16 protein-coding genes are annotated in these 17,800 nt (G+C 72.8%); 2 read left to right on the plus strand and 14 right to left on the minus strand.

Annotation, left to right across the window (positions count from 1 at the left end):
- Positions 1-29: 29 nt before the first annotated feature.
- Positions 30-1,151, plus strand: a complete 1,122-nt coding sequence (locus SM418_RS03835) for a helix-turn-helix domain-containing protein (protein ID WP_371939103.1) — start codon at positions 30-32, stop codon at positions 1,149-1,151.
- A gap of 29 nt (positions 1,152-1,180) precedes the next feature.
- Here the strand turns inward: SM418_RS03835 and SM418_RS03840 are convergent, their stop codons facing one another.
- From SM418_RS03840 to SM418_RS03860, 5 genes are all read right to left on the minus strand, one after another.
- On the minus strand, positions 1,181-1,978 hold the full coding sequence (locus SM418_RS03840) for an ATP-binding cassette domain-containing protein (protein WP_371939104.1): 798 nt from the start codon (positions 1,976-1,978) through the stop codon (positions 1,181-1,183).
- Positions 1,975-3,033 carry an ABC transporter permease gene (locus SM418_RS03845; RefSeq protein ID WP_371939105.1) on the minus strand — a complete coding sequence of 353 codons (1,059 nt, stop codon included), beginning with the start codon at positions 3,031-3,033 and terminating at the stop codon, positions 1,975-1,977. Before SM418_RS03845 ends, SM418_RS03840 begins: the two co-directional genes overlap by 4 nt.
- Positions 3,030-4,022, minus strand: a complete 993-nt coding sequence (locus tag SM418_RS03850; protein WP_371939106.1) for a sugar ABC transporter substrate-binding protein — start codon at positions 4,020-4,022, stop codon at positions 3,030-3,032. The genes SM418_RS03845 and SM418_RS03850 overlap by 4 nt, the downstream gene beginning before the upstream one ends.
- 80 nt (positions 4,023-4,102) lie before the next feature.
- A complete protein-coding gene (iolB, locus tag SM418_RS03855; RefSeq protein ID WP_371939107.1) occupies positions 4,103-5,005 on the minus strand; it encodes a 5-deoxy-glucuronate isomerase in 903 nt (300 codons plus the stop codon).
- The gene (locus SM418_RS03860) at positions 5,002-6,006 is read right to left on the minus strand and encodes a Gfo/Idh/MocA family protein (protein WP_371939108.1); all 1,005 of its coding nucleotides are present in this window, start codon (positions 6,004-6,006) and stop codon (positions 5,002-5,004) included. The genes iolB and SM418_RS03860 overlap by 4 nt, the downstream gene beginning before the upstream one ends.
- A gap of 177 nt (positions 6,007-6,183) precedes the next feature.
- Between SM418_RS03860 and SM418_RS03865 the strand changes: the two genes are divergently transcribed.
- The gene (locus SM418_RS03865) at positions 6,184-7,695 is read left to right on the plus strand and encodes a nitroreductase family deazaflavin-dependent oxidoreductase (protein WP_371939109.1); all 1,512 of its coding nucleotides are present in this window, start codon (positions 6,184-6,186) and stop codon (positions 7,693-7,695) included.
- On the opposite strand, the gene SM418_RS03870 is transcribed toward SM418_RS03865, so the two are convergent.
- The 9 genes from SM418_RS03870 to SM418_RS03910 all read right to left on the minus strand — a co-directional run bounded on the left by SM418_RS03870 (position 7,692) and on the right by SM418_RS03910 (position 17,794).
- Positions 7,692-8,210, minus strand: a complete 519-nt coding sequence (locus SM418_RS03870; RefSeq protein ID WP_371939110.1) for a VanZ family protein — start codon at positions 8,208-8,210, stop codon at positions 7,692-7,694. The genes SM418_RS03865 and SM418_RS03870 overlap by 4 nt on opposite strands.
- A gap of 78 nt (positions 8,211-8,288) precedes the next feature.
- Entirely contained in the window at positions 8,289-10,685 is a 2,397-nt protein-coding gene (lon, locus tag SM418_RS03875) for an endopeptidase La (RefSeq protein WP_371939111.1), read from the minus strand.
- Between the two features lie 528 nt (positions 10,686-11,213).
- Positions 11,214-11,453 carry a hypothetical protein gene (locus SM418_RS03880; protein ID WP_371939112.1) on the minus strand — a complete coding sequence of 80 codons (240 nt, stop codon included), beginning with the start codon at positions 11,451-11,453 and terminating at the stop codon, positions 11,214-11,216.
- Positions 11,454-11,584: 131 nt separating this feature from the next.
- The gene (locus SM418_RS03885) at positions 11,585-12,115 is read right to left on the minus strand and encodes a hypothetical protein (RefSeq protein ID WP_371939113.1); all 531 of its coding nucleotides are present in this window, start codon (positions 12,113-12,115) and stop codon (positions 11,585-11,587) included.
- A gap of 99 nt (positions 12,116-12,214) precedes the next feature.
- Positions 12,215-13,915, minus strand: coding sequence for a sigma-70 region 4 domain-containing protein (locus SM418_RS03890; RefSeq protein WP_371939114.1), 1,701 nt, complete (start codon positions 13,913-13,915; stop codon positions 12,215-12,217).
- A gap of 851 nt (positions 13,916-14,766) precedes the next feature.
- Positions 14,767-15,690 carry a bifunctional helix-turn-helix transcriptional regulator/GNAT family N-acetyltransferase gene (locus tag SM418_RS03895; RefSeq protein WP_371939115.1) on the minus strand — a complete coding sequence of 308 codons (924 nt, stop codon included), beginning with the start codon at positions 15,688-15,690 and terminating at the stop codon, positions 14,767-14,769.
- Positions 15,691-15,766: 76 nt separating this feature from the next.
- Positions 15,767-16,096, minus strand: a complete 330-nt coding sequence (locus tag SM418_RS03900; protein ID WP_371939116.1) for a DUF3817 domain-containing protein — start codon at positions 16,094-16,096, stop codon at positions 15,767-15,769.
- 52 nt (positions 16,097-16,148) lie between these two features.
- Positions 16,149-16,496: a hypothetical protein gene (locus SM418_RS03905; RefSeq protein ID WP_371939117.1), complete on the minus strand. Its 348-nt coding sequence runs from the start codon at positions 16,494-16,496 to the stop codon at positions 16,149-16,151.
- Between the two features lie 50 nt (positions 16,497-16,546).
- Positions 16,547-17,794: a citrate/2-methylcitrate synthase gene (locus tag SM418_RS03910; protein ID WP_371939118.1), complete on the minus strand. Its 1,248-nt coding sequence runs from the start codon at positions 17,792-17,794 to the stop codon at positions 16,547-16,549.
- Positions 17,795-17,800: the final 6 nt, after the last annotated feature.

Consider the following 17,800-nt stretch of genomic DNA (forward strand, 5'->3'; position numbering starts at 1 on the left):
AGGGGTTGTGGTCCAGCACAATCGGAGTCATGAAACAGAGCGACATCGACTGGACGCCGGTGATCGACCTCATCGAGCGGATCTCCCGCGAGGAGGACCTGCTGCCGTCCGTGGTCGCCGGGGTGGCCTCCCTGGTGCGGGACGTCTCCGTCCTGCCGCCCGCCGACATCGCCGGCCACACCCGCGCGCTGCTCGCCGCCGCGACCCGCGCGATCGCCGCCCGGCGCGGGCCGACCGAGGGAGAGCTGGCGTTCGTCGCCGAGCTCGGCGTCACCCGCGCCCGGCAGGGCGTGCCCGTCGAGGCGGTGCTGAGCGCCATCCACGTCGCCGAGCGCGCGATCTGGTCGCGGGCCCGGGAGCTCGCCGCCGCCGAGGGCATCGGGGCCGGGCTGCTGCTGGACGCGCGGGAACTGTACGACGACTGGGCCGAGGCCGTCCGGTCCCGGCTGATCAAGGCGCACCGCGAGGCCAGTGCGGGCGGCGGGCCCGGCCGGCCGGACGAGCGGGACGCGGCGCTCCTGCGGCGCCTCCTGGACGGCGGCTCGGCCGCCGCGCTCGCCGCCGCCGAGGCGGGCCTCCCGGACGGCGGCGCCCTGTGGGTGCTGGCCGCCCGGCCGGCCGCTCGCACCGACCGGGGACACCCGCAACCCGTCCGGCCGCCGGCGCTGTCGGCGCTGCTGGACGGCCTGCTGTTCGCGGTGACCGCCCGCCCGCCGGTGTCGCCCGGCGGCGCGGCGGCGGGGCTCGCCGGGCCGGCCGAGGCGGAGAACCTGGCCGCCGCGCGCCGCCTCGCCGCCTCCGCGCTCACCGCCGCCGAGGCGACCGGGCGGACCGGCGTGGTGCACGTCGCCGACGTGGCGGTCGTCGCGGCGGCCGCCGACCGCACCGACCTCGCCGCGATCCTGCTCGACCGGTACCGGGCGGCACGCGCCGAACTCGGCGCGAACGCCGAGCCGGTCGCCCGCGCGGTCTGCGCGTGGCTGGAGACGGGACGCGACGTCGCGGCGGCCGCCGGGCGCCTGTTCGTGCACCCCAACACGGTGCGGAACAGGGTGCAGCGGTTCACCGAGGTCACCGGCATCGACGCGGCCGACACCTTCGGCGGCGTCAACGCCTGGTGGCTCTGCCGCACCTGGCTCACCCCCGCCTGACCTGGCCAGGTGTCGCTCGGCGCCCTGACCTAGGTGTCGCTCGGCGACGTCGCCGCGTCCAGCTCGTGGGCCAGCTCCTCCAGTTCGCCGCCGCCCGCCATGAGACCGGTCAGCTCCTCGCGGGTGATCTCGCCCTTGGGGTGGTAGCCGATGCTCCGGCCCCGGTTGAGGATCAGGAAGCGGTCCCCCACCGGGTAGGCGTGGTGCGGATTGTGGGTGATGAAGACGACGGCGAGGCCGCGCTCCCGCGCCCGGACGACATAGCGGAGCACCACCCCGGCCTGCTTCACGCCGAGGGCGGCGGTGGGCTCGTCCAGGACGAGGGCCTTGGCTCCGAAATGGACGGCGCGGGCGATCGCCACGCACTGGCGTTCGCCGCCCGACAGCGTCCCGATGGGCTGGTCGACGTCCCGCAGGTCGATGCCCATCGCGGCCATCTCCTCGTGGGTGGTCCTGCGCATGTGGCCGATGTCCATGCGGCCGAAGCCCCTGCGCTTCTCCGAGCCGAGGAAGAAGTTCCGCCAGACCGGCATCAGCGGGACGACCGCGAGGTCCTGGTAGACGGTCGCGATGCCCCGGTCGAGCGCTTCGCGGGGCGAGCCGAAGGCGACCTCCTCGCCCTGGACCTCGTACGTGCCGGTGTCGTGCCGGTGCAGACCCGCGACGATCTTGATGAGCGTGGACTTGCCCGCCCCGTTGTCGCCCAGCACGCAGGTGACCTCGCCGGCCGACGCCTCCAGGTCCACGTCCCGCAGCGCGATGACGTTGCCGTAGCTCTTGCCGACGCCCGTCAGGCGGATCAGCGGCGCCTCCTTCACGTCCGTCATGGCGACCGCTCCACTCTGCGCCGCACGACCAGGTTCACCACGGTCGCGATGAGCAGCATCGCGCCGAGGAAGAACCGGAACCAGTCGGGGTTCCACTCCGCGTACACGATGCCCTTGTTCGTCATGCCGAAGATGAACGCGCCGATGGCCGCGCCGATGGCCGACCCGTAGCCGCCGGTCAGCAGGCAGCCGCCGATGACCGCGCAGATGATGTACAGGAACTCGTTGCCGACGCCCTCGCCCGACTGGATGGTCGCGAACGCGAACACCAGGTGCATCCCGGAGAACCAGGCGCAGAACGCGACGCCCATGAACAGGCCGATCTTGACGCGGTCGACGGGGACGCCGACCGCGCGGGCGCTGCCGGCGGAGCCGCCCGCCGCGAAGATCCAGTTGCCGGCGCGGGTGCGCAGCAGGATCCAGGTCGCGACCGCCACGAACAGCAGCCACCAGAACACGGTGACCTTCACGTTGACGCCGAGGACGTCGACGTCGGAGGCGAAGATCGCGCGGGCGGTGTCGAAGCCGTCCATGTCCCGGACGGAGTCGCTCGCGACGTTGCCGGTGAGCGCCTTCGTCACGCCGAGGTTCAGCCCGGCGAGCATGAAGAACGTGGCGAGCGTGATGATGAAGCTCGGCAGCCTCGTCCGGACGTAGAGGACGCCGTTGACCATGCCGAGCGCCAGCGTCAGCACCAGCGAGACCGCCACGCCCGCCCACACGTTCAGCGTGAACTGGTAGGCGGTCAGCGCGGCGATCAGCGCCGAGGACGTCACCATCACCCCGGCGGACAGGTCGAACTCGCCGCCGATCATCAGCAGCGACACGCCGACCGCCATGATCCCGAACGTGGAGCTCGCGTACAGGACGGTCGAGAACGACCCGGCGCGCAGGAACGCGTCCGCGATGATCGAGAAGAACGCGAACAGCGCGACGGCGCCGAGCAGGGCGCCGAGCTCCGGGCGGCCCAGCACCCGCCGCAGCGGCGACTGCCGGGCCAGGCGCTCGTCGGAGCCGGGACCGGCCACCGGCGGCTGCGCCACCGCGTGGGTCATCGCGTCCCCCGGTTCGCGAACGCCTCCAGCTCACCCGCGTTCCGCCCGGTCACGATCGCCGGTCCGGTCAGCACCGGGCGGCCGCCGCCGAGCACGTTGCCGTTGTTCTTCAGCAGCCACAGCTGGTCGACGGCCCCGTAGCCCTGCAGGTAGGGCTGCTGGTCGACGGCGAACTCGATCGAGCCCTCCTTGAGCGAGGCGATCAGGTCCTTGTTCAGGTCGAACGTGCCGATCTTGGCCTTGGCGCCGGTCTCCTTGACCGAGTCGACGGCGGTCGCGGCGAACGGCGCGCCGAGCGTCAGGATCCCGTCGATGCTCTTGTCCGACTGGAGCTTGGCCGTGATGGACGACTTGACGTCCGGCATGTTCGTGCCCTGGACGAACAGGTTCTCCAGGTCGCCGCCGAACGTCTTCTTCGCCCCGGCGCAGCGGGCCTCGAGGCCGACGTTGCCCTGCTCGTGGATGACGCACAGCGCCTTCTTCGCGCCGATCTCGCCCAGTTCGGCGCCGGCCGCCTCGCCGGCGATGGACTCGTCCTGCCCGAAGTGCGCGATCGCGCCGAGCTTGGCCGAGTCCTCCGCGCCGGAGTTGATCGACACCACCGGGATCTTCGCCGCGGCCGCGCGGGCGAGGACGTCCTTCATCGCGTCCGGCTTGGCGAGCGTGACGATGATCCCGTCGACCTTCTTGTCGATCGCCGCCTGGACGAGCTGGGCCTGCTTGCCGCCGTCCGGGTCCGCCGAGTACAGGAACTCGACGTTGTCCTTGGCGGCGGCGGCCTTGGCGCCCTTCTGCACGATGTCCCAGAACGTGTCGCCGGCGCCCGAGTGGGTCACCATCGCGATCTTGAGCCGGGGGCCGGCGCCCTCGGGGGTCTCCTCGGACTTCTTCCCGCCCGAGCTGCTGCAGGCGCTCAGCGCCAGCAGCCCCGCGGCGGTCAGGACCGCGAGCCTCCGCAGCGGCCCGCGCGCGACGACAACGCCTCTCATCGGCTGCTCCAATTCTCCCCCGAATCGGTCGGTGTGAGGAGTTGATCACAGATCAGGGCGGTTGTGCGCGCCGTTCCCCCTCACAATTGCGCACCGGCCGGCGGGCGGCCGCGCGAGGGGCGTCCGTCCGCCGACGTCAGCGGCAGCCGCGGATCGACCTCCTGGCCCGTCCAGGTGTCGCGGATCCACGCGTGCGCCGGGTCGTCGCAGATCCGCCAGGCCCGCTCCGGCGCGGGCCCGGCCATCACGTTCAGGTAGTAGAGATCATGGCCGGGCAGCGCCATCGACGGGCCGTGCCAGCCGTGCGGGATCAGCACGGCGTCCCCGCTGCGGACCTCCGCGAGCACGTCGATGGGACGTCCCGGCGAACCGTAGACGCGCTGGTAGGCCATGCCGTCCCGGGCGACCTCGAAGTAGTAGATCTCCTCCAGGACCGATTCGCCGGGCCGGTCCTCGTCGTGCTTGTGCGGCGGGAAGGACGACCAGCAGCCGCCCGGCGTGAGCACCTCGCAGGCGATCAGCTTCTCGGCGAACGGGAACCCCTCGGGCGTCCCGAAGTTGTTGACCTGCCGGCTCGCCGGGCCCGCGCCGCGCAGCTCCACCGGCACCTTCCCGGCCGGGCCGTAGCGCGGCTCCAGGCGTGTCTCGCAGCGGGCGCCGGCCAGCGCGAACCGGCCCCGCCCCCGCACGGTGACCCGCGCGTCGCGCGGGACGTAGGCGAAGTCGCTGACCCGGCTGAACACGTCGTCGCGGCCGTCCAGCTCGAACCGGGACCCGTCGCACTCGACGACGCACGACCCGGCCAGCGGCAGCACGATCGTCTCGAAGTCGCCGGTGCCGAAGCCGTGCTCGCCGCCGTCCGGCAGGTCGAGGACGCGCAGCGCCGAGTGCGCCCATCCCGCCGATTCGGGGGTGACGACGAGCCCGTACGGGCCTTCCGCAGTGCTGCCGGCGGGCAGGTGGTACTTCACGCCGAGGCTCATCGCCGTACCTCGTCGGTGCCGACGGCCCGGCCCTCGCGCATGGACAGCTCGCACGCCTCGGCGAGGTAGAACGCCTCCAGTGCCTCCGCAGGCGGGCAGGGGTTGGCGCGGCGGCCCGCGACCACGTCCAGGAAGGCCTGGAGTTCGGCGTCGTAGGCGTCGGAGAAGCGGTCCATGAAGCCGCTGTAGGCGGTCCTCGGTTCCGCGTCCTGCTCGGGCAGCGGGGTCGCGGGCGTCCGGTCGTCCATGCCGGTGACGACGCTGTCCTTGGAGCCGAACAGTTCCAGTCGCGCGTCGTAGCCCGCGGCGTTGTAGCGGGTCGCGGAGACGACGCCGAGCGTGCCGTCGTCCAGGACGAGCAGCGCGGACCCGGTGTCGATGTCGCCGCACTCGCGGAAGAAGTCGTCGCCGCGGTTGGCGCCCGCGGCCATCACCCGGACGACCTCGCGTCCGGTGACGAACCGGATGAGGTCCAGATCGTGGATGACGCAGTCGCGGAAGAGCCCGCCGGACGACGGGACGTACGCGGCGGGCGGCGGCGAAGGGTCGAAGCTGCAGGACCGGACGGTGTGCAGCCAGCCGAGCCGCCCGGACGCGAGGGCCTCGCGGGCCGCCGCGTTCCCGGCGTCGAACCGGCGCTGGAAGCCGACCTGCACCGGGACGTCGGCGGCGGCCGCCGCCCGAACTGTTTGGAACGTTCCATCAAGGTCCGAGGCGAGCGGTTTCTCGCAGAAGACGGGAGTTCGCGCGGTCATCGCCCGCTCCACCAGGGCCGCGTGCGCGTCGGTGGCCGCCGCGACGACCAGCCCGTCCAGGCCGGCGGCGAAGAGTTCCCCGACGGTGTCCAGCGCCCGGACGCCGGACGGGAGGCGGGCGGCGAGATCGCGCGCGCGGGCCGCGTCCGCGTCGGCGATGACCAGGGCGTCCACCTCGGGCAGTGCACTGAGAGCTTCGGCGTGGCGCGCACCGATGCGCCCCGCGCCGGCCAGTCCGATCCTCATCGATCCCTCCCGGTCGGCGGTCAGGTGAGTCACGAGTGTGCTGGACCGTTCCAGGGTCGTCAATGACGAGCCATCCGGCTTCCGGGTATGAAGGTGTCCGAAATTGCCGGGGTTAGGCTGGGCCGGCGACGCCGCCCGGACTGTCGCCCCGCCATGACCAAGCGCTAGTTTTGCTCCATGCGGATCTTCGTCACCGGCGCCTCGGGGTTCGTCGGGTCCCACACCGTCCGCGCCCTCGTGACCGCCGGGCACCGGCCGCGCGCGCTCGTCCGCGACCCGGGCAAGGCCGAAAGGATCCTGCGGACGGTCGGCGTCGCGGTAGAGGACGTGGAACTCGTCCAAGGCGACATGCTGGACGAGGACGCCGTGTCCGAGGCGCTCGCCGGCTGCGACGCCGCCGTCCACACCGCCGCCGCGATCGACGTGACCGGCGGCGACCGCGACCTGGTCGAGGTGAACGTCCAGGGCACCCGGAACGTCGTCGGCGGCGCCGTCGCGCACGGCCTGGCCCCGGTGATCCACGTTTCGACGATCGCGGTGTTCGTGCCGCCGTCCGGCCCCGTCATCACCGCGAACAACGCGCTGGCGAGCCCCCGCACCGACTACGGCAGGTCGAAGCTGGCGGCCGAGCGCTACGTCCGCGACCTCCAGGCCGACGGCGCGCCGGTCACGATCGTCTACCCGGGCGGCGTGTGCGGACCGAACCAGCCCACGCTGGACGCGCTCATGGAAGGTCTCGCCGCCGCGCTCGGCAAGGTGTGGCCCCTGCCCGGCGGCGGCGTTTCGGTCATCGACGTCCGCGACCTCGGCGAGGCGTTGGCACGTTCCGTCGAGGCCCGCCAGGGGCCCAGCCGGTGGGTGCTCGGCGGCCACTACCTGACCTGGCGCCAGTACGCCGACCTGTGCGACCGCGTCACCGGGGTGAAGTGCCGCCGCGTCCCCGTCCCGTCCCGCGTCATGCTGGGGCTGGGGTCGGCGCTGGACGCGGCCAAGCGCGTCCGGCACTTCGACTACCCGCTCACCCGCGACGCCGCCGAGTTCATGGTCACGCTGGTCCCCACCGACGACCGTCCCATCCTGGACGCGCTCGACCTCACCCTGCGCCCCGTCGAGGAGACCGTCGCCGACGGGCTGCGGTGGCTGGCCCGAAGCGGCCACCTGAACCCACGACGGGCCGGACGGCTCGCCACCGAGGAGAAACCGATGCCGACTCTCATCCAGCGCACGTTCGGGCCCGTCTTCCACCGGGTCTCCAGCGCCGAATGGTTCTCCAGGGTGGGCCCCAAGGTCGTCCCGCCGATCGACCGGACGCTGCACAAGGTCAGCGGCGGCCGGCTCATGCTCGGCCAGCTCCTCGTCCCGAGCCTCGTTCTCACCACGACCGGCGCGGTGAGCGGTCTCCCCCGCCCGACCCCCCTCGCGTGCCTGCCCGATCCGGACGGCGGCTGGTACGTCGTCGGCTCCAACTTCGGCCGCGAGAAGCACCCCGCCTGGACGGGCAACCTCATCAAGAACCCCGACGCGGAGGTGAGCTTCCAGGGCCGCGCCGTCCCGGTGACCGCCCACCTCCTGGACGACTCGGAACGCAAGGAAGTCTGGCCCCGCCTGATCGCGGTCTGGCCCGTCTACGACAACTACGTGGAGCGTGCGGAGCGCCAACTGAGAGTCTTCCGCCTGACCCCTCGCTAGCCGCCCCGAAGGGTTTTGGACAGGCGGCGGCCCAGGAACAGGTAGGCGATGACTACGCCTGCCACATTGAGGATCACGTCGTCTATGTCGAAGGCTCGTCCCATCACCAGGAGCCCCTGGACCGTTTCGATGGTCAGGGAGAGCACTCCGGTCAGGAGGGCCAGGCGGACGGGGCCGCGCAGGGACGTCCAGACGAGAGGGAACAGCACGCCCAACGGCGCAAAGAGCGCCAGGTTGCCGCCTATCTGGAAGAAGGTCTCCTTGGCGGGGCGGTCAAGATAGAAGCGCAGTGAGCGGCCCGGTTCGGTGTTGCCGCCCGCTTGGCCGTTATCGCGGACGGGCGTCAGCGTGAGCCTGAACGCGAAATAGAAGAAGACGCCGAGAAGTCCCAGCGCGATCGTCACGACGACGACGCGCAGGGCGACGACGTACCACCGGACCCTTTCGCCCGGCGCTGCGGGCTGCCACATCTCCACCAACACCCGGCGGCTCGTCCCCGGCCAGTCGCCGTCCATGCACGGGTGGGGGTTGCGGCGGGACCGAATCCCCGGCATGCGAACGCCCGCGCCGGATCGGCGCGGGCGTTCGCCTGGTCAGGCCGCCACCGCGGTGGTGGCGGACTCCAGCGCCAGGTCCAGCACCTCGCGGACGTCGCTGACGGTGAAGACCGTCATGTTCTCCAGCACCTCGGCCGGGACGTCCTCAAGGTCGGGCTCGTTGCGCTTCGGCACGATCGCCGTGGTGATGCCGAGCCGGGACGCGGCCAGCAGCTTCTGCTTCAGGCCGCCGATCGGCAGCACCCGCCCGGTCAGCGACACCTCGCCGGTCATCGCCACGTCCGCGCGGACCGGCCGTCCCGACAGCAGCGAGGCCAGCGCCGTCGTCATCGTGATGCCGGCGCTCGGGCCGTCCTTCGGGATCGCTCCGGCGGGCACGTGGACGTGCACGCCGCGGTCCTTCAGGTCACCGACCGGCAGCTCCAGCTCCGCGCCGCGCGAGCGCAGGTAGGACAGCGCGATCCGGGCCGACTCCTTCATGACGTCGCCGAGCTGCCCGGTGAGCGTCACGCCGGTGTCGCCGGTCTCCTTGTCGGCGAGCGACGCCTCGATGTAGAGGACGTCGCCGCCCGCGCCGGTGACCGCCAGGCCCGTCGCCACGCCCGGCACGCCGGTCCGGCGCTCGCTCCGGCCCAGCTCGACCTCGGGGGTGAACCTCGGCCTGCCCAGGTAGTCCTTGAGGTCGCCCGCGCCGATGTGGACGGGCAGGGTCGCCTTCTCCAGCGCCACGTTCGCGGCGACCTTCCGCAGGACGCGCGCGATCGAGCGGTCCAGGGACCGGACGCCGGCCTCGCGGGTGTACTCGGCCGCCAGCAGGCGCAGCGCGTCGTCGCCGATGCCCACCTCCGCGGCCTCCAGCCCGGCCTTGTCGAGCTGGCGCGGCAGCAGGTGGTCCCGGGCGATCGTGACCTTCTCGTGCTCGGTGTAGCCGTCCAGCTCCACCAGCTCCATCCGGTCGAGCAGCGGCCCGGGGATGGCCTCCACCACGTTCGCCGTGGCGAGGAACAGCACGTCGCTCAGGTCGAGCTCCACCTCCAGGTAGTGGTCCCGGAAGGTGTGGTTCTGCTCGGGGTCGAGGACCTCCAGCAGCGCCGCCGTCGGGTCGCCCCGGTAGTCGGCGCCGACCTTGTCGACCTCGTCGAGCAGGACGACCGGGTTCATCGAACCGGCCTCGCGGATGGCCCGGACGATGCGCCCCGGAAGCGCGCCCACGTAGGTACGGCGGTGGCCACGAATCTCGGCCTCGTCCCGGACGCCGCCCAAGGCGACACGGACGAACTTGCGTCCCATGGCCCGCGCGACCGACTCGCCGAGCGAGGTCTTACCCACGCCAGGAGGACCGGTCAGGGCCAGGACGGCGCCGCTCCGGCGTCCGCCGACGACGCCGAGGCCACGGTCCTCACGCCGCTTGCGCACGGCCAGGTACTCGACGATGCGCTCCTTCACGTCGTCCAGTCCGGCGTGGTCGGCGTCCAGGATCTCCCTGGCGCCCGCGATGTCGTAGGCGTCCTCGGTGCGCTCGTTCCACGGGATGTCGAGCACCGTGTCCAGCCAGGTGCGGATCCAGCCGCCCTCCGGCGAGGCGTCGGACGACCGCTCCAGCTTGTCGACCTCCTTGAGCGCCGCCTCGCGCACCTTCTCGGGAAGGTTCGCGGCCTCGATCCGGGCCCGGTAGTCGTCCTCCTCGTCGGCGGGGTCGCCGTTCAGCTCGGCCAGCTCCTTGCGGATGGCCTCCTGCTGCTGCCGCAGCAGGAACTCCCGCTGCGTCTTCTCCATCCCCTCCTGGACGTCCTTGCGGATCGTCTCCGCCACGTCCAGCTCGGCGAGGTGGTCCCGCGTCCACCCGATCAGCAGCTCCAGCCGCTCGACCACGTCGACGGTCTCCAGGACCTCGATCTTCTGCTCGTCCGTCAGGTACGGCGCGTACCCGGCGTTGTCGGCCAGCGTGGACGGGTCGTCGATCTGCTGGACGACGTCCACGACCTGCCAGGCGCCGCGCTTCTGCAGGATCGCGCTGACCAGGCCCTTGTACTCCTTGGCCAGTTCCCGGGCCCGCCCGGACGCCGGCGGCGCCTCGATCGCGGTCCCCTCGACCCACAGCGCCGCGCCGGGCCCGGTCGTCCCGGTCCCGATCCGCACCCGCGACACACCGCGGACGACCGCCCCCGGCTCACCGCCGGGCAGCCGCCCCTCCTGCTCGATCACGCCGAGCGTGCCGACGCCGGCGTACCGCCCGTTCAGCCTGGGCACCAGCAGCACCCGCGGCTTGCCCGCCGACCGGATGCCCGGCCCCGCGGGCTGCGCCGCCGCCCGCGCGGCCTCGATGGCCGCCCGCACCTCACCGTTCTCGGACAGGTCCAGGGGGACCACCATGCCGGGCAGAACGACCCCGTCCTCGAGGGGCAGCACCGGCAGCGTCAGGGTTTCGCTCATGCTCAGCTCCAAGTCCGTTGACGACCCAACCCCAAGATTGAGTCATACACACTCAAGAAAACGGAGCAGGATTTTGTTTCCGCAGCAACGTTCGCTCTCAGCGATCACGCCTGGCCGTCCCCGTTCCCCGTCCTTGCCGTGTGAAGGTCGCCCCTGGGACGAGGTTGGGCTGCCGGTCATCTACGTCACTGTTCCGCCCGCGGCCACCCCGCGGATGCTGGCGGTCGAGTTCGCCCGCTTCCTCGGCCTGGAATCGGCTCGCGCGCCAACCTCATCGACGTCACCAACGCCGTCTGCTCGGTCGCCGCGCACACGCACGTCGACCTGGTGGTGGTCGATGAGATACACAACATCTCGCTGGCAACCTGCACCGTCCAGCGCGACGCCTGGCACGCCTAATCGCCACACTAGAAAGCCCTGCGGCCGCACGACCACCCGCCCGGAACCGGCGCGGACTCGGGACCAGCCACCCGGCCCGGACCGCGTCCGCTGGATTTCACCGATGGAGATCGCTTCTCGAACACCCACTCAGAGATGGCTCGACGGAAGGTAGGCGGTCAGTTCGGCCTCAAGACGCGGATCATGGACGGCGGCCTGCCGGAGTGGGCGTGCGATGTGCAGGGACCGAAACTCACTTTCGTTCTCACAGGCCAGCCCGATACAGAGCGCCGCCTCGGCCGCTTCGGGGACCAGGCCGAGGCCCAGTCCGTAGCAGGTCTCTCCCCTCCCCCGGTAAGGACCGGCGTTCATCTCGTCGATTCTGTCCACGCTCCAGCCGTACTCTTCGTCCCACGTCACCCCCACACTGATGTCGCAGGGGGGGTCTCCATGTGCGAGACTCATTCGCCCGAACCCGGCCTCCAGCGCCTCCGCATGCCTGCGGCGTTCGCGACGCCCGGTCAGCGGGCGTCCCACCAGCGTGGAGCCAGGTCATCGGGTGCATCGGGACTCGCAAAATGGAACGGGACGCCCAGCCGCTCCGCCAGAGCTCTGCCGATCCTGCTCACCTCTTCCGCCTCCGGCCAGGGGGGCACCTCGCCGTTGAACGCACGGATGTCGGTCCCGTGCTGGACTGTGGCGAGATGATGTTCGGTCTTCGGGTCGAGCACGACACCGACCAGCACCACGAACCACCCCTCGGTATCACCATCCCAAAGGGCCTCCACTGCAGCCGGAGGCTGCGGCAGCGCCCGGACCTTCGCGACCAGATCTTCAAGCTCCAAAGGAGCGGTCGGTGATCGATGGAAACGCCGCCCCAGAGCCGCATACCGTTCGGCGACCAGCCGATAACACTCATGCAGAGCGGGCCGTGGCTCCCCGGAGCCATCGAGAATCGCCATGATCGCAAGGATTTTTTGATCGTCCACGACAAGCGCGTCGACCTGATCTCGCACCTCTACCGGCAGCCTGTCCCACAGCGGATTCTCCATGACCCACATTCAAGCGCGATGACGGGAAGATGATCCACAGGGACCACGCGACGTCCCAATCGGGTCACCTGAACGCCGCACGGCGGCGGTCCGCTTCCGTCAGGGAGGGCTGACGACCGTCCGGCCTCCGTCCCGCTCGTACGACACGACCTGGACGACGGGGAGGCGGGCGGTCCGCGGAGGCGTGCCGACGCGCGGGCCCGGCACCACCAGCAAAGGAGGCCCGCCCGGGCGGTCCGCCTTCGTTTCGTGCGAGCCCAGCTCACCGACCGCCTTCAGCCGCGCGACGCCCGGGCCCGCCGCCGCCACCAGATGCCAACGCCGGGGCGACCGCCACCACAGGGCGGCGGCCAGCGCCCCGGCGGTGGCGGTGGTGCCGCTGTTCGTCCCGCCCCGCTCCGACAGCGCCCGCCCATCGTCGGAGATCAGCATCGAGGTCCCAGGAGCGGCCCCCGGCGAGGACGCGTCGACCGTCAGCAGCGTCGCCCGGCCGCCGCCGTCGGGCAGCTCGCCGCTCCACAGGCGGCCCAGCCGCAGGTCACCCGACTCGCTCAGCGTCGTCGCCGCCTCGCAGGCGACCGCGTGCAGCGCCGCCCAGCGGAACCGCTCCCGCCGGTCCGGCGGGTCGCGGAACCTCACCCTCGGCGCCGCGGAGCGCGGGTCGTTCGAGGCGAGCTGCGTGACCGTCTGCGGCGTCCCGCCGACGGCCGGCCTGAACGCCATCTGGAACACCATGTAGTTCTGGCAGCGCCGCGTGAACCACGACCACGGCAGCGGGTCGCTCAGCCCGTCCCGGACCGCCACCGGCGCCCACTCCGGAGACCGCCCGGACGGCACCGCCGCCCGCACGTCCCGCAGCCACGGCGGGACGAGGTAACGCCACGTCATGCCCAGCATGATCAGCTGGCCCTCGGCCGTCCCGAGCCTGCGGACCGACTCCACGCCGCGCGACAGGCGCCGCTCGAAGTACTGCGCCACGCTGGGCATATCCCCCGGGCCGGGCGAGTCGCGCAGCACGACGAGGGACGCGCCGTCCACCGTCCCGGCGTACAGAAGGACGACGCGACCGACCGGCGGCTGCCCGCGGTCGGCCCGCCAGGCGTCGGCGGCCCGGCGCAGCAGCCCGGCGTCGCGCCGCAGCCCGCCCTGCGCGGGCCACTCCTCGACAGTCGGCGTCCCGGTCGCCCGCCACGCGCGCGGGTCGATCACCGCGGGCCCGCCGGGCCCCTCACCCGGCCGGGCCAGGACGGACCCCGCCACCGCCAGGAGCGCCGCCGCCAGCGCGGCCGCCGCGGCGGCGCGCCAGGCGGTCGGGACGGCGGGCGGCGGGCGGAGCCGGACGAGGCCGGGGTCGAACGCCTCGATCTCGGCCCGCTGCGCCGCCTCGTCCAGCCCCGTCCGGTCGTCCACGGCGGCGGTGGCCCGGTCCACGTCCCGGAAGTCCGCCTGGATGTGGACGCCCAGCTCGGCGGCGACCTCGGGGGCGGTGAGGCCGTCGCGGCGCAGCAGGTAGGCGAGCCGATCGTGCGGCGACAGGCGCAGCAGCGCCGCCCGGACCGGCCCCGGCGGGATCCGCGCGGGCTCGAAGAAGAGGCGGTGCAGCCGGTCCCTCCCGGCCGGCGGGTCGGTGAGCAGGATCGCGACGAGCCGCGTCCGCATGGCCGGGTGACCGCCGCGCCGCGCCCGGGCCGCGCCGGCGGCGGCTCGGCGGGCGCGCATGAGCGGGGCGTCGCCGTCGTCCAGCACCAGGTACGCCAGCCGCAGCAGGCCGGCGTGGTGCGCGCGGTCCGCCCTTCGCACCGGGACACCTCCGGCCCGCATTGTGCGCAGCGATCGGTAACGACACGGTTGAGACGACCCACTCCGCCCCAGCGGATGGCCGTCCGGGGCGACGGTTCCGCCGCAGGTGACGCAGGGGGCATGGCGCCAGGATGCCGGAAAGGGGGACGTGGCGGTCGGTCCCGGGACATTCGCGGGCAACGCGCGGGCAAAGTCCCGTTCGTGATCTTGATTCTTTGCGCGGAGCGCGTTTACGTGCGCATGACGTGCGGGTACTTAACGCAACGAGATCGTGACACACGGTTAGCAAAAGATCCTCGGGGCGGCAAAGTCCCAGGTCGGGAGCGAAAGGAGGGGCCGGATGCGACGCTCCGAGCATGAGATCCGGCCCGTCCGCGCCTCCCTCTCCCCGCGCGGCCCGGTCCGTACGGCCGAGGGCGTTCGCGGCGCGCTCCCCCGCCACCCGTCCCCCAACGGGTGCCGGGGCGGGGCCGCGCCGCGACACACCTCGGGTCCTCGGCCGTACCGGACCGGCCCGGCGTCGCGACCGCTCCCCCGCCCCCGCGCCGCCCGCCTCCACGGCACCGGCCTCCCCCGGCGGCCGGGCCGGCGACCCCGTCCCACCGTGCCGCCGGCCCGGTCTCAGGCTTGCGGGCGCCACGCGGCTCCCTTCCCTCACCGCAGGACGGGCCGTCACGCCCCCGTCCTGCGCGATCGGAGAGGAGGTGAGAATCGGTCCTCAGACGAACCGGCATCACGCCGGTAGGCACAGGCGGCCGGAACTCCGTCCGACCCCCGTCCCGGCCGCCGTCGCAGTTAGGGATCGCTGCGAGATCGGGCCCGTGGAGGTGCGACACCCTCTACGGGCCCCTTCACAGCTTCTTGCGCCAGACCTGCCCGTGGATGACGTCTCCGAAGCGCTCCACCGGGGGCTCCTCCTCGTCCAGGACGAAGCCGACCCGCCCGTAGACGCGGTGCGCGGGACGCTGCAGCGCCGTCGTCCACAGCATGATCTCCGCATAGCCGGCCTCGGCCGCGAAGCGGACGCACTCGCTGACCAGGGCCGCGCCGACGCCGAGGCCGCGGGCGTCCGGCTCGACGTGCAGCAGCCGGAGCTGCGCCACGTCCTCCTCGCGCCGCACGCAGAACACGGCGCCCACGCGCACCCCGTCGGACTCGGCGATCCACGCGTTCTCCCGCTCCGGGTCGTGGTCGCGCACGTAGTCGGCCACGACGGAGGCGACCAGGGCCTCGTAGGTGCGATCCCACCCGCATTCCACGTCGTAGAGGGCGCCGTTGCGCTCGACCACCCAGCCGAGGTCGCCCGGACCCAGCGGTCGCAGGACGGGGGCGTCCGGGCGCGGGCGGTCGCCGAGGACGCCGTGGACGGTGCGCATCGCGGCGAGCAGGCGGCGGCGGTCGTCGGCGGACAGGCCGTCCAGCAGCGCGCGTATCTCGGCGGCGGTCCGCTCGTCCAGCATGGCGAACACCTCGCGGCCCCGGGGCGTGAGCTGGACGATCTGACGCCGGGCGTCGCCGGCGGCGCGCTCGCGCAGCACGAGGCCGTCGGTCTCGAAGCGGGCCAGCATCCGGCTGAGGTAGCCGGCGTCGAGGTCGAGCGCGCGGCGCAGGGCGAGGACCTCGGCGTGCTCCCGCTGGGCCAGCTCGAATATCACCCGCGCCTCGGTCAGCGAGTAGGGCGACCGGAGGAGTCCCTCGCCGAGCACCCCGATGACGCCGGTGTAGAAGCGGTTGAACGCGCGGACCGTGCCGACGTCCTCCTCGGTCACCTCCATGGCGCGACCCTCCATATGTTTGACTCAGTCAAACATAACGCCAGAGGGCGCCGCGGGCACCAGCCCCGGAGGCGGATCAGACGCTCGCCTCGGCCTCGGCCTTGCCGGCCGGCAGCGCGCGCGCCTCGCGGACGATCCGGCGCTCGACGAAGAAGGTCATCAGCGGCACGACGCCGCCGAGCACGATCAGCACCATCTTGCCGATCGGCCAGCCCGTGCGCCGCCACAGGTCGAAGGCCAGCGCGACGTAGACCATGTAGAAGAGACCGTGGATGGGCGACACGATGCCCACCATCTCCGGCATGTCGGTCGGCCCGTACTTGAGGACCATTCCGATCGCCAGCAGCACCAGCAGCGTGCCGACGATCAGCGCAAGGATCCGGTACCTGGTGACCGCGCCTTCCACAGGGAACACACCTTTCGTTGAGCGGGGCCGTGCGGTGCCCCGCACGGGAGGTTCAGCGGCCCTGCGAGTTGAGCCGGGCGAGGTAGCGGTTGTAGGCCGCGAGGGCGGGGTCCTCGTCCTCGTGCTGCTTGATGATCTCCCGCTTGACCGCGGCTTCGGCGGGCTCCTCGATCACCTTGGGCGCGGGCGTCGCGCCGGCCCGCTCGTCCCGGATCATCTTGACCCACATCACGATCACGAAGATCGCGAAGATCGGCCACTCGAACGTGTAGGCCCAGCTGCGGTCGTTGCCGGACTGGGCGCGATCGAACTGCCACCAGCCGAACCCGATGAACGCGCCGCACAGCGCGATCGCGAGCGCGTGCAGCCCGAGCCAGCCTGGGGTGAGGAACCGTCGCACGTCACCGAGCCTACCCTCGGTTCCGCGCGGTGCCGCCCCGACCCCGTCCCTCACGAGGGCGGATCGGCGTGCGGCGGTCCGGCATGGGGCGGTCCGACATAGACGGCGCGGGGACGCAGGGGGCCGCGCCGGCCGTACTCCTCCAGCGCGTGCGCGAGCCAGCCGGCGGTGCGCGCGACGGCGAAGACGGCCTCTCCGGCTCCCGGCACCAGACCGGCGACCGCGCCGAGCGCCGCCAGCGCGAAGTCGATGTTGGGCGCGGGCAGGCGGCGGCGCGCGGCCTCCGTCAGGACGGCGTCGGCGGCGGCGAGCCGCTCGTCCCCCGGCGCGGCGGAGCGGATCATGTCCATCAGCAGGGTGAAGCGCGCGTCGCCCGACTTGTAGACGCCGTGCCCGAACCCGGGGACGCGCTCGCCGGCGCGCAGCCGCTCCCCGATCGTCCGCGCCGCCGACGCAGGGTCGGCGACCTCGGCGATCAGCCGCTCCGCACCGTAGGATGCGCCGCCGTGCAGCGGGCCGCTCAGCACCCCGAGCCCGGACGCGACGACCGCGTACGGATCGGCGCGCACGGACGCCGCGACCCGCGCCGCGACCGTGGACGCGGCTAGCTCGTGGTCGGCCAGCAGGATCATGGCGGCCTCGAAGGCGCGCAGCAGGCCGCCGCCGTGCTCGGGTGGGCGGTGGCACAGCCGGCTCCAGAGCCGCTCGGCGATCCGGTCCGCGGCGGGTCGACCGGCGGGCTGCGGCAGCGCCTCGACGAGGCCGGCGACCAGCGCCCGGCCGGTCGCGGTGACGCCCTCCGGGTCGAGGTGGTGGCGCAGCGGATCGGTGACGGCGAGCGCCGTGACGATCAGCTGGAGCCGGTCCAGCGGGAGGAGCCCGGCGGGCAGGCCCGACTGGGCGGCGACGGCCGCGGCGACGCCGTCCTCCCTCGCCCGCCAGGGTTCACCGCCGGCTCCGTCGTCGCCCGTCCACAGCCAGGCGGCGACGTCCTCGAACGTGCGGGACTCCGCCATGGCCAGGACGTCGCGCCCCCGGTAGAAGTGGCGGTCGGCGCCGAGCTCGGTGATCGCCGACTCGATCGCCGGCTCCCCGGGGCCGGGCGGGCGGCGCGGCTTCCCGCGCCGGGCCAGTTCCTCCACCTGCGCGGCGTCGAAGAGGCTGCGGCGCCCGTCCCGCGCGCGCCTGCGGCGCAGGACGCCGCGGCTCACGTACGCGTACAGCGTGGCGGGCTTCACACCGAGCCTCTCGGCGGCGGCCTTCGCGTCGATCCATCCGCCGACCTGCTCGTTCTCCATGACCCT

Source organism: Actinomadura chokoriensis (assembly GCF_041463665.1).
Lineage (GTDB): Bacteria > Actinomycetota > Actinomycetes > Streptosporangiales > Streptosporangiaceae > Spirillospora > Spirillospora chokoriensis_A.

Excerpts from the sequence above, each read along its gene's own strand:
- SM418_RS03895 (WP_371939115.1), bottom strand. The coding sequence starts at position 15,690 with ATGGAGGTGACCGAGGAGGACGTCGGCACGGTCCGCGCGTTCAACCGC.
- SM418_RS03835 (WP_371939103.1), top strand. The coding sequence starts at position 30 with ATGAAACAGAGCGACATCGACTGGACGCCGGTGATCGACCTCATCGAG.
- SM418_RS03885 (WP_371939113.1), bottom strand. The coding sequence starts at position 12,115 with ATGGAGAATCCGCTGTGGGACAGGCTGCCGGTAGAGGTGCGAGATCAG.
- SM418_RS03850 (WP_371939106.1), bottom strand. The coding sequence starts at position 4,022 with ATGAGAGGCGTTGTCGTCGCGCGCGGGCCGCTGCGGAGGCTCGCGGTC.
- SM418_RS03865 (WP_371939109.1), top strand. The coding sequence starts at position 6,184 with ATGCGGATCTTCGTCACCGGCGCCTCGGGGTTCGTCGGGTCCCACACC.
- iolB (WP_371939107.1), bottom strand. The coding sequence starts at position 5,005 with ATGAGCCTCGGCGTGAAGTACCACCTGCCCGCCGGCAGCACTGCGGAA.
- SM418_RS03910 (WP_371939118.1), bottom strand. The coding sequence starts at position 17,794 with ATGGAGAACGAGCAGGTCGGCGGATGGATCGACGCGAAGGCCGCCGCC.
- SM418_RS03845 (WP_371939105.1), bottom strand. The coding sequence starts at position 3,033 with ATGACCCACGCGGTGGCGCAGCCGCCGGTGGCCGGTCCCGGCTCCGAC.
- SM418_RS03860 (WP_371939108.1), bottom strand. The coding sequence starts at position 6,006 with ATGAGGATCGGACTGGCCGGCGCGGGGCGCATCGGTGCGCGCCACGCC.
- lon (WP_371939111.1), bottom strand. The coding sequence starts at position 10,685 with ATGAGCGAAACCCTGACGCTGCCGGTGCTGCCCCTCGAGGACGGGGTC.
- SM418_RS03840 (WP_371939104.1), bottom strand. The coding sequence starts at position 1,978 with ATGACGGACGTGAAGGAGGCGCCGCTGATCCGCCTGACGGGCGTCGGC.
- SM418_RS03870 (WP_371939110.1), bottom strand. The coding sequence starts at position 8,210 with ATGGACGGCGACTGGCCGGGGACGAGCCGCCGGGTGTTGGTGGAGATG.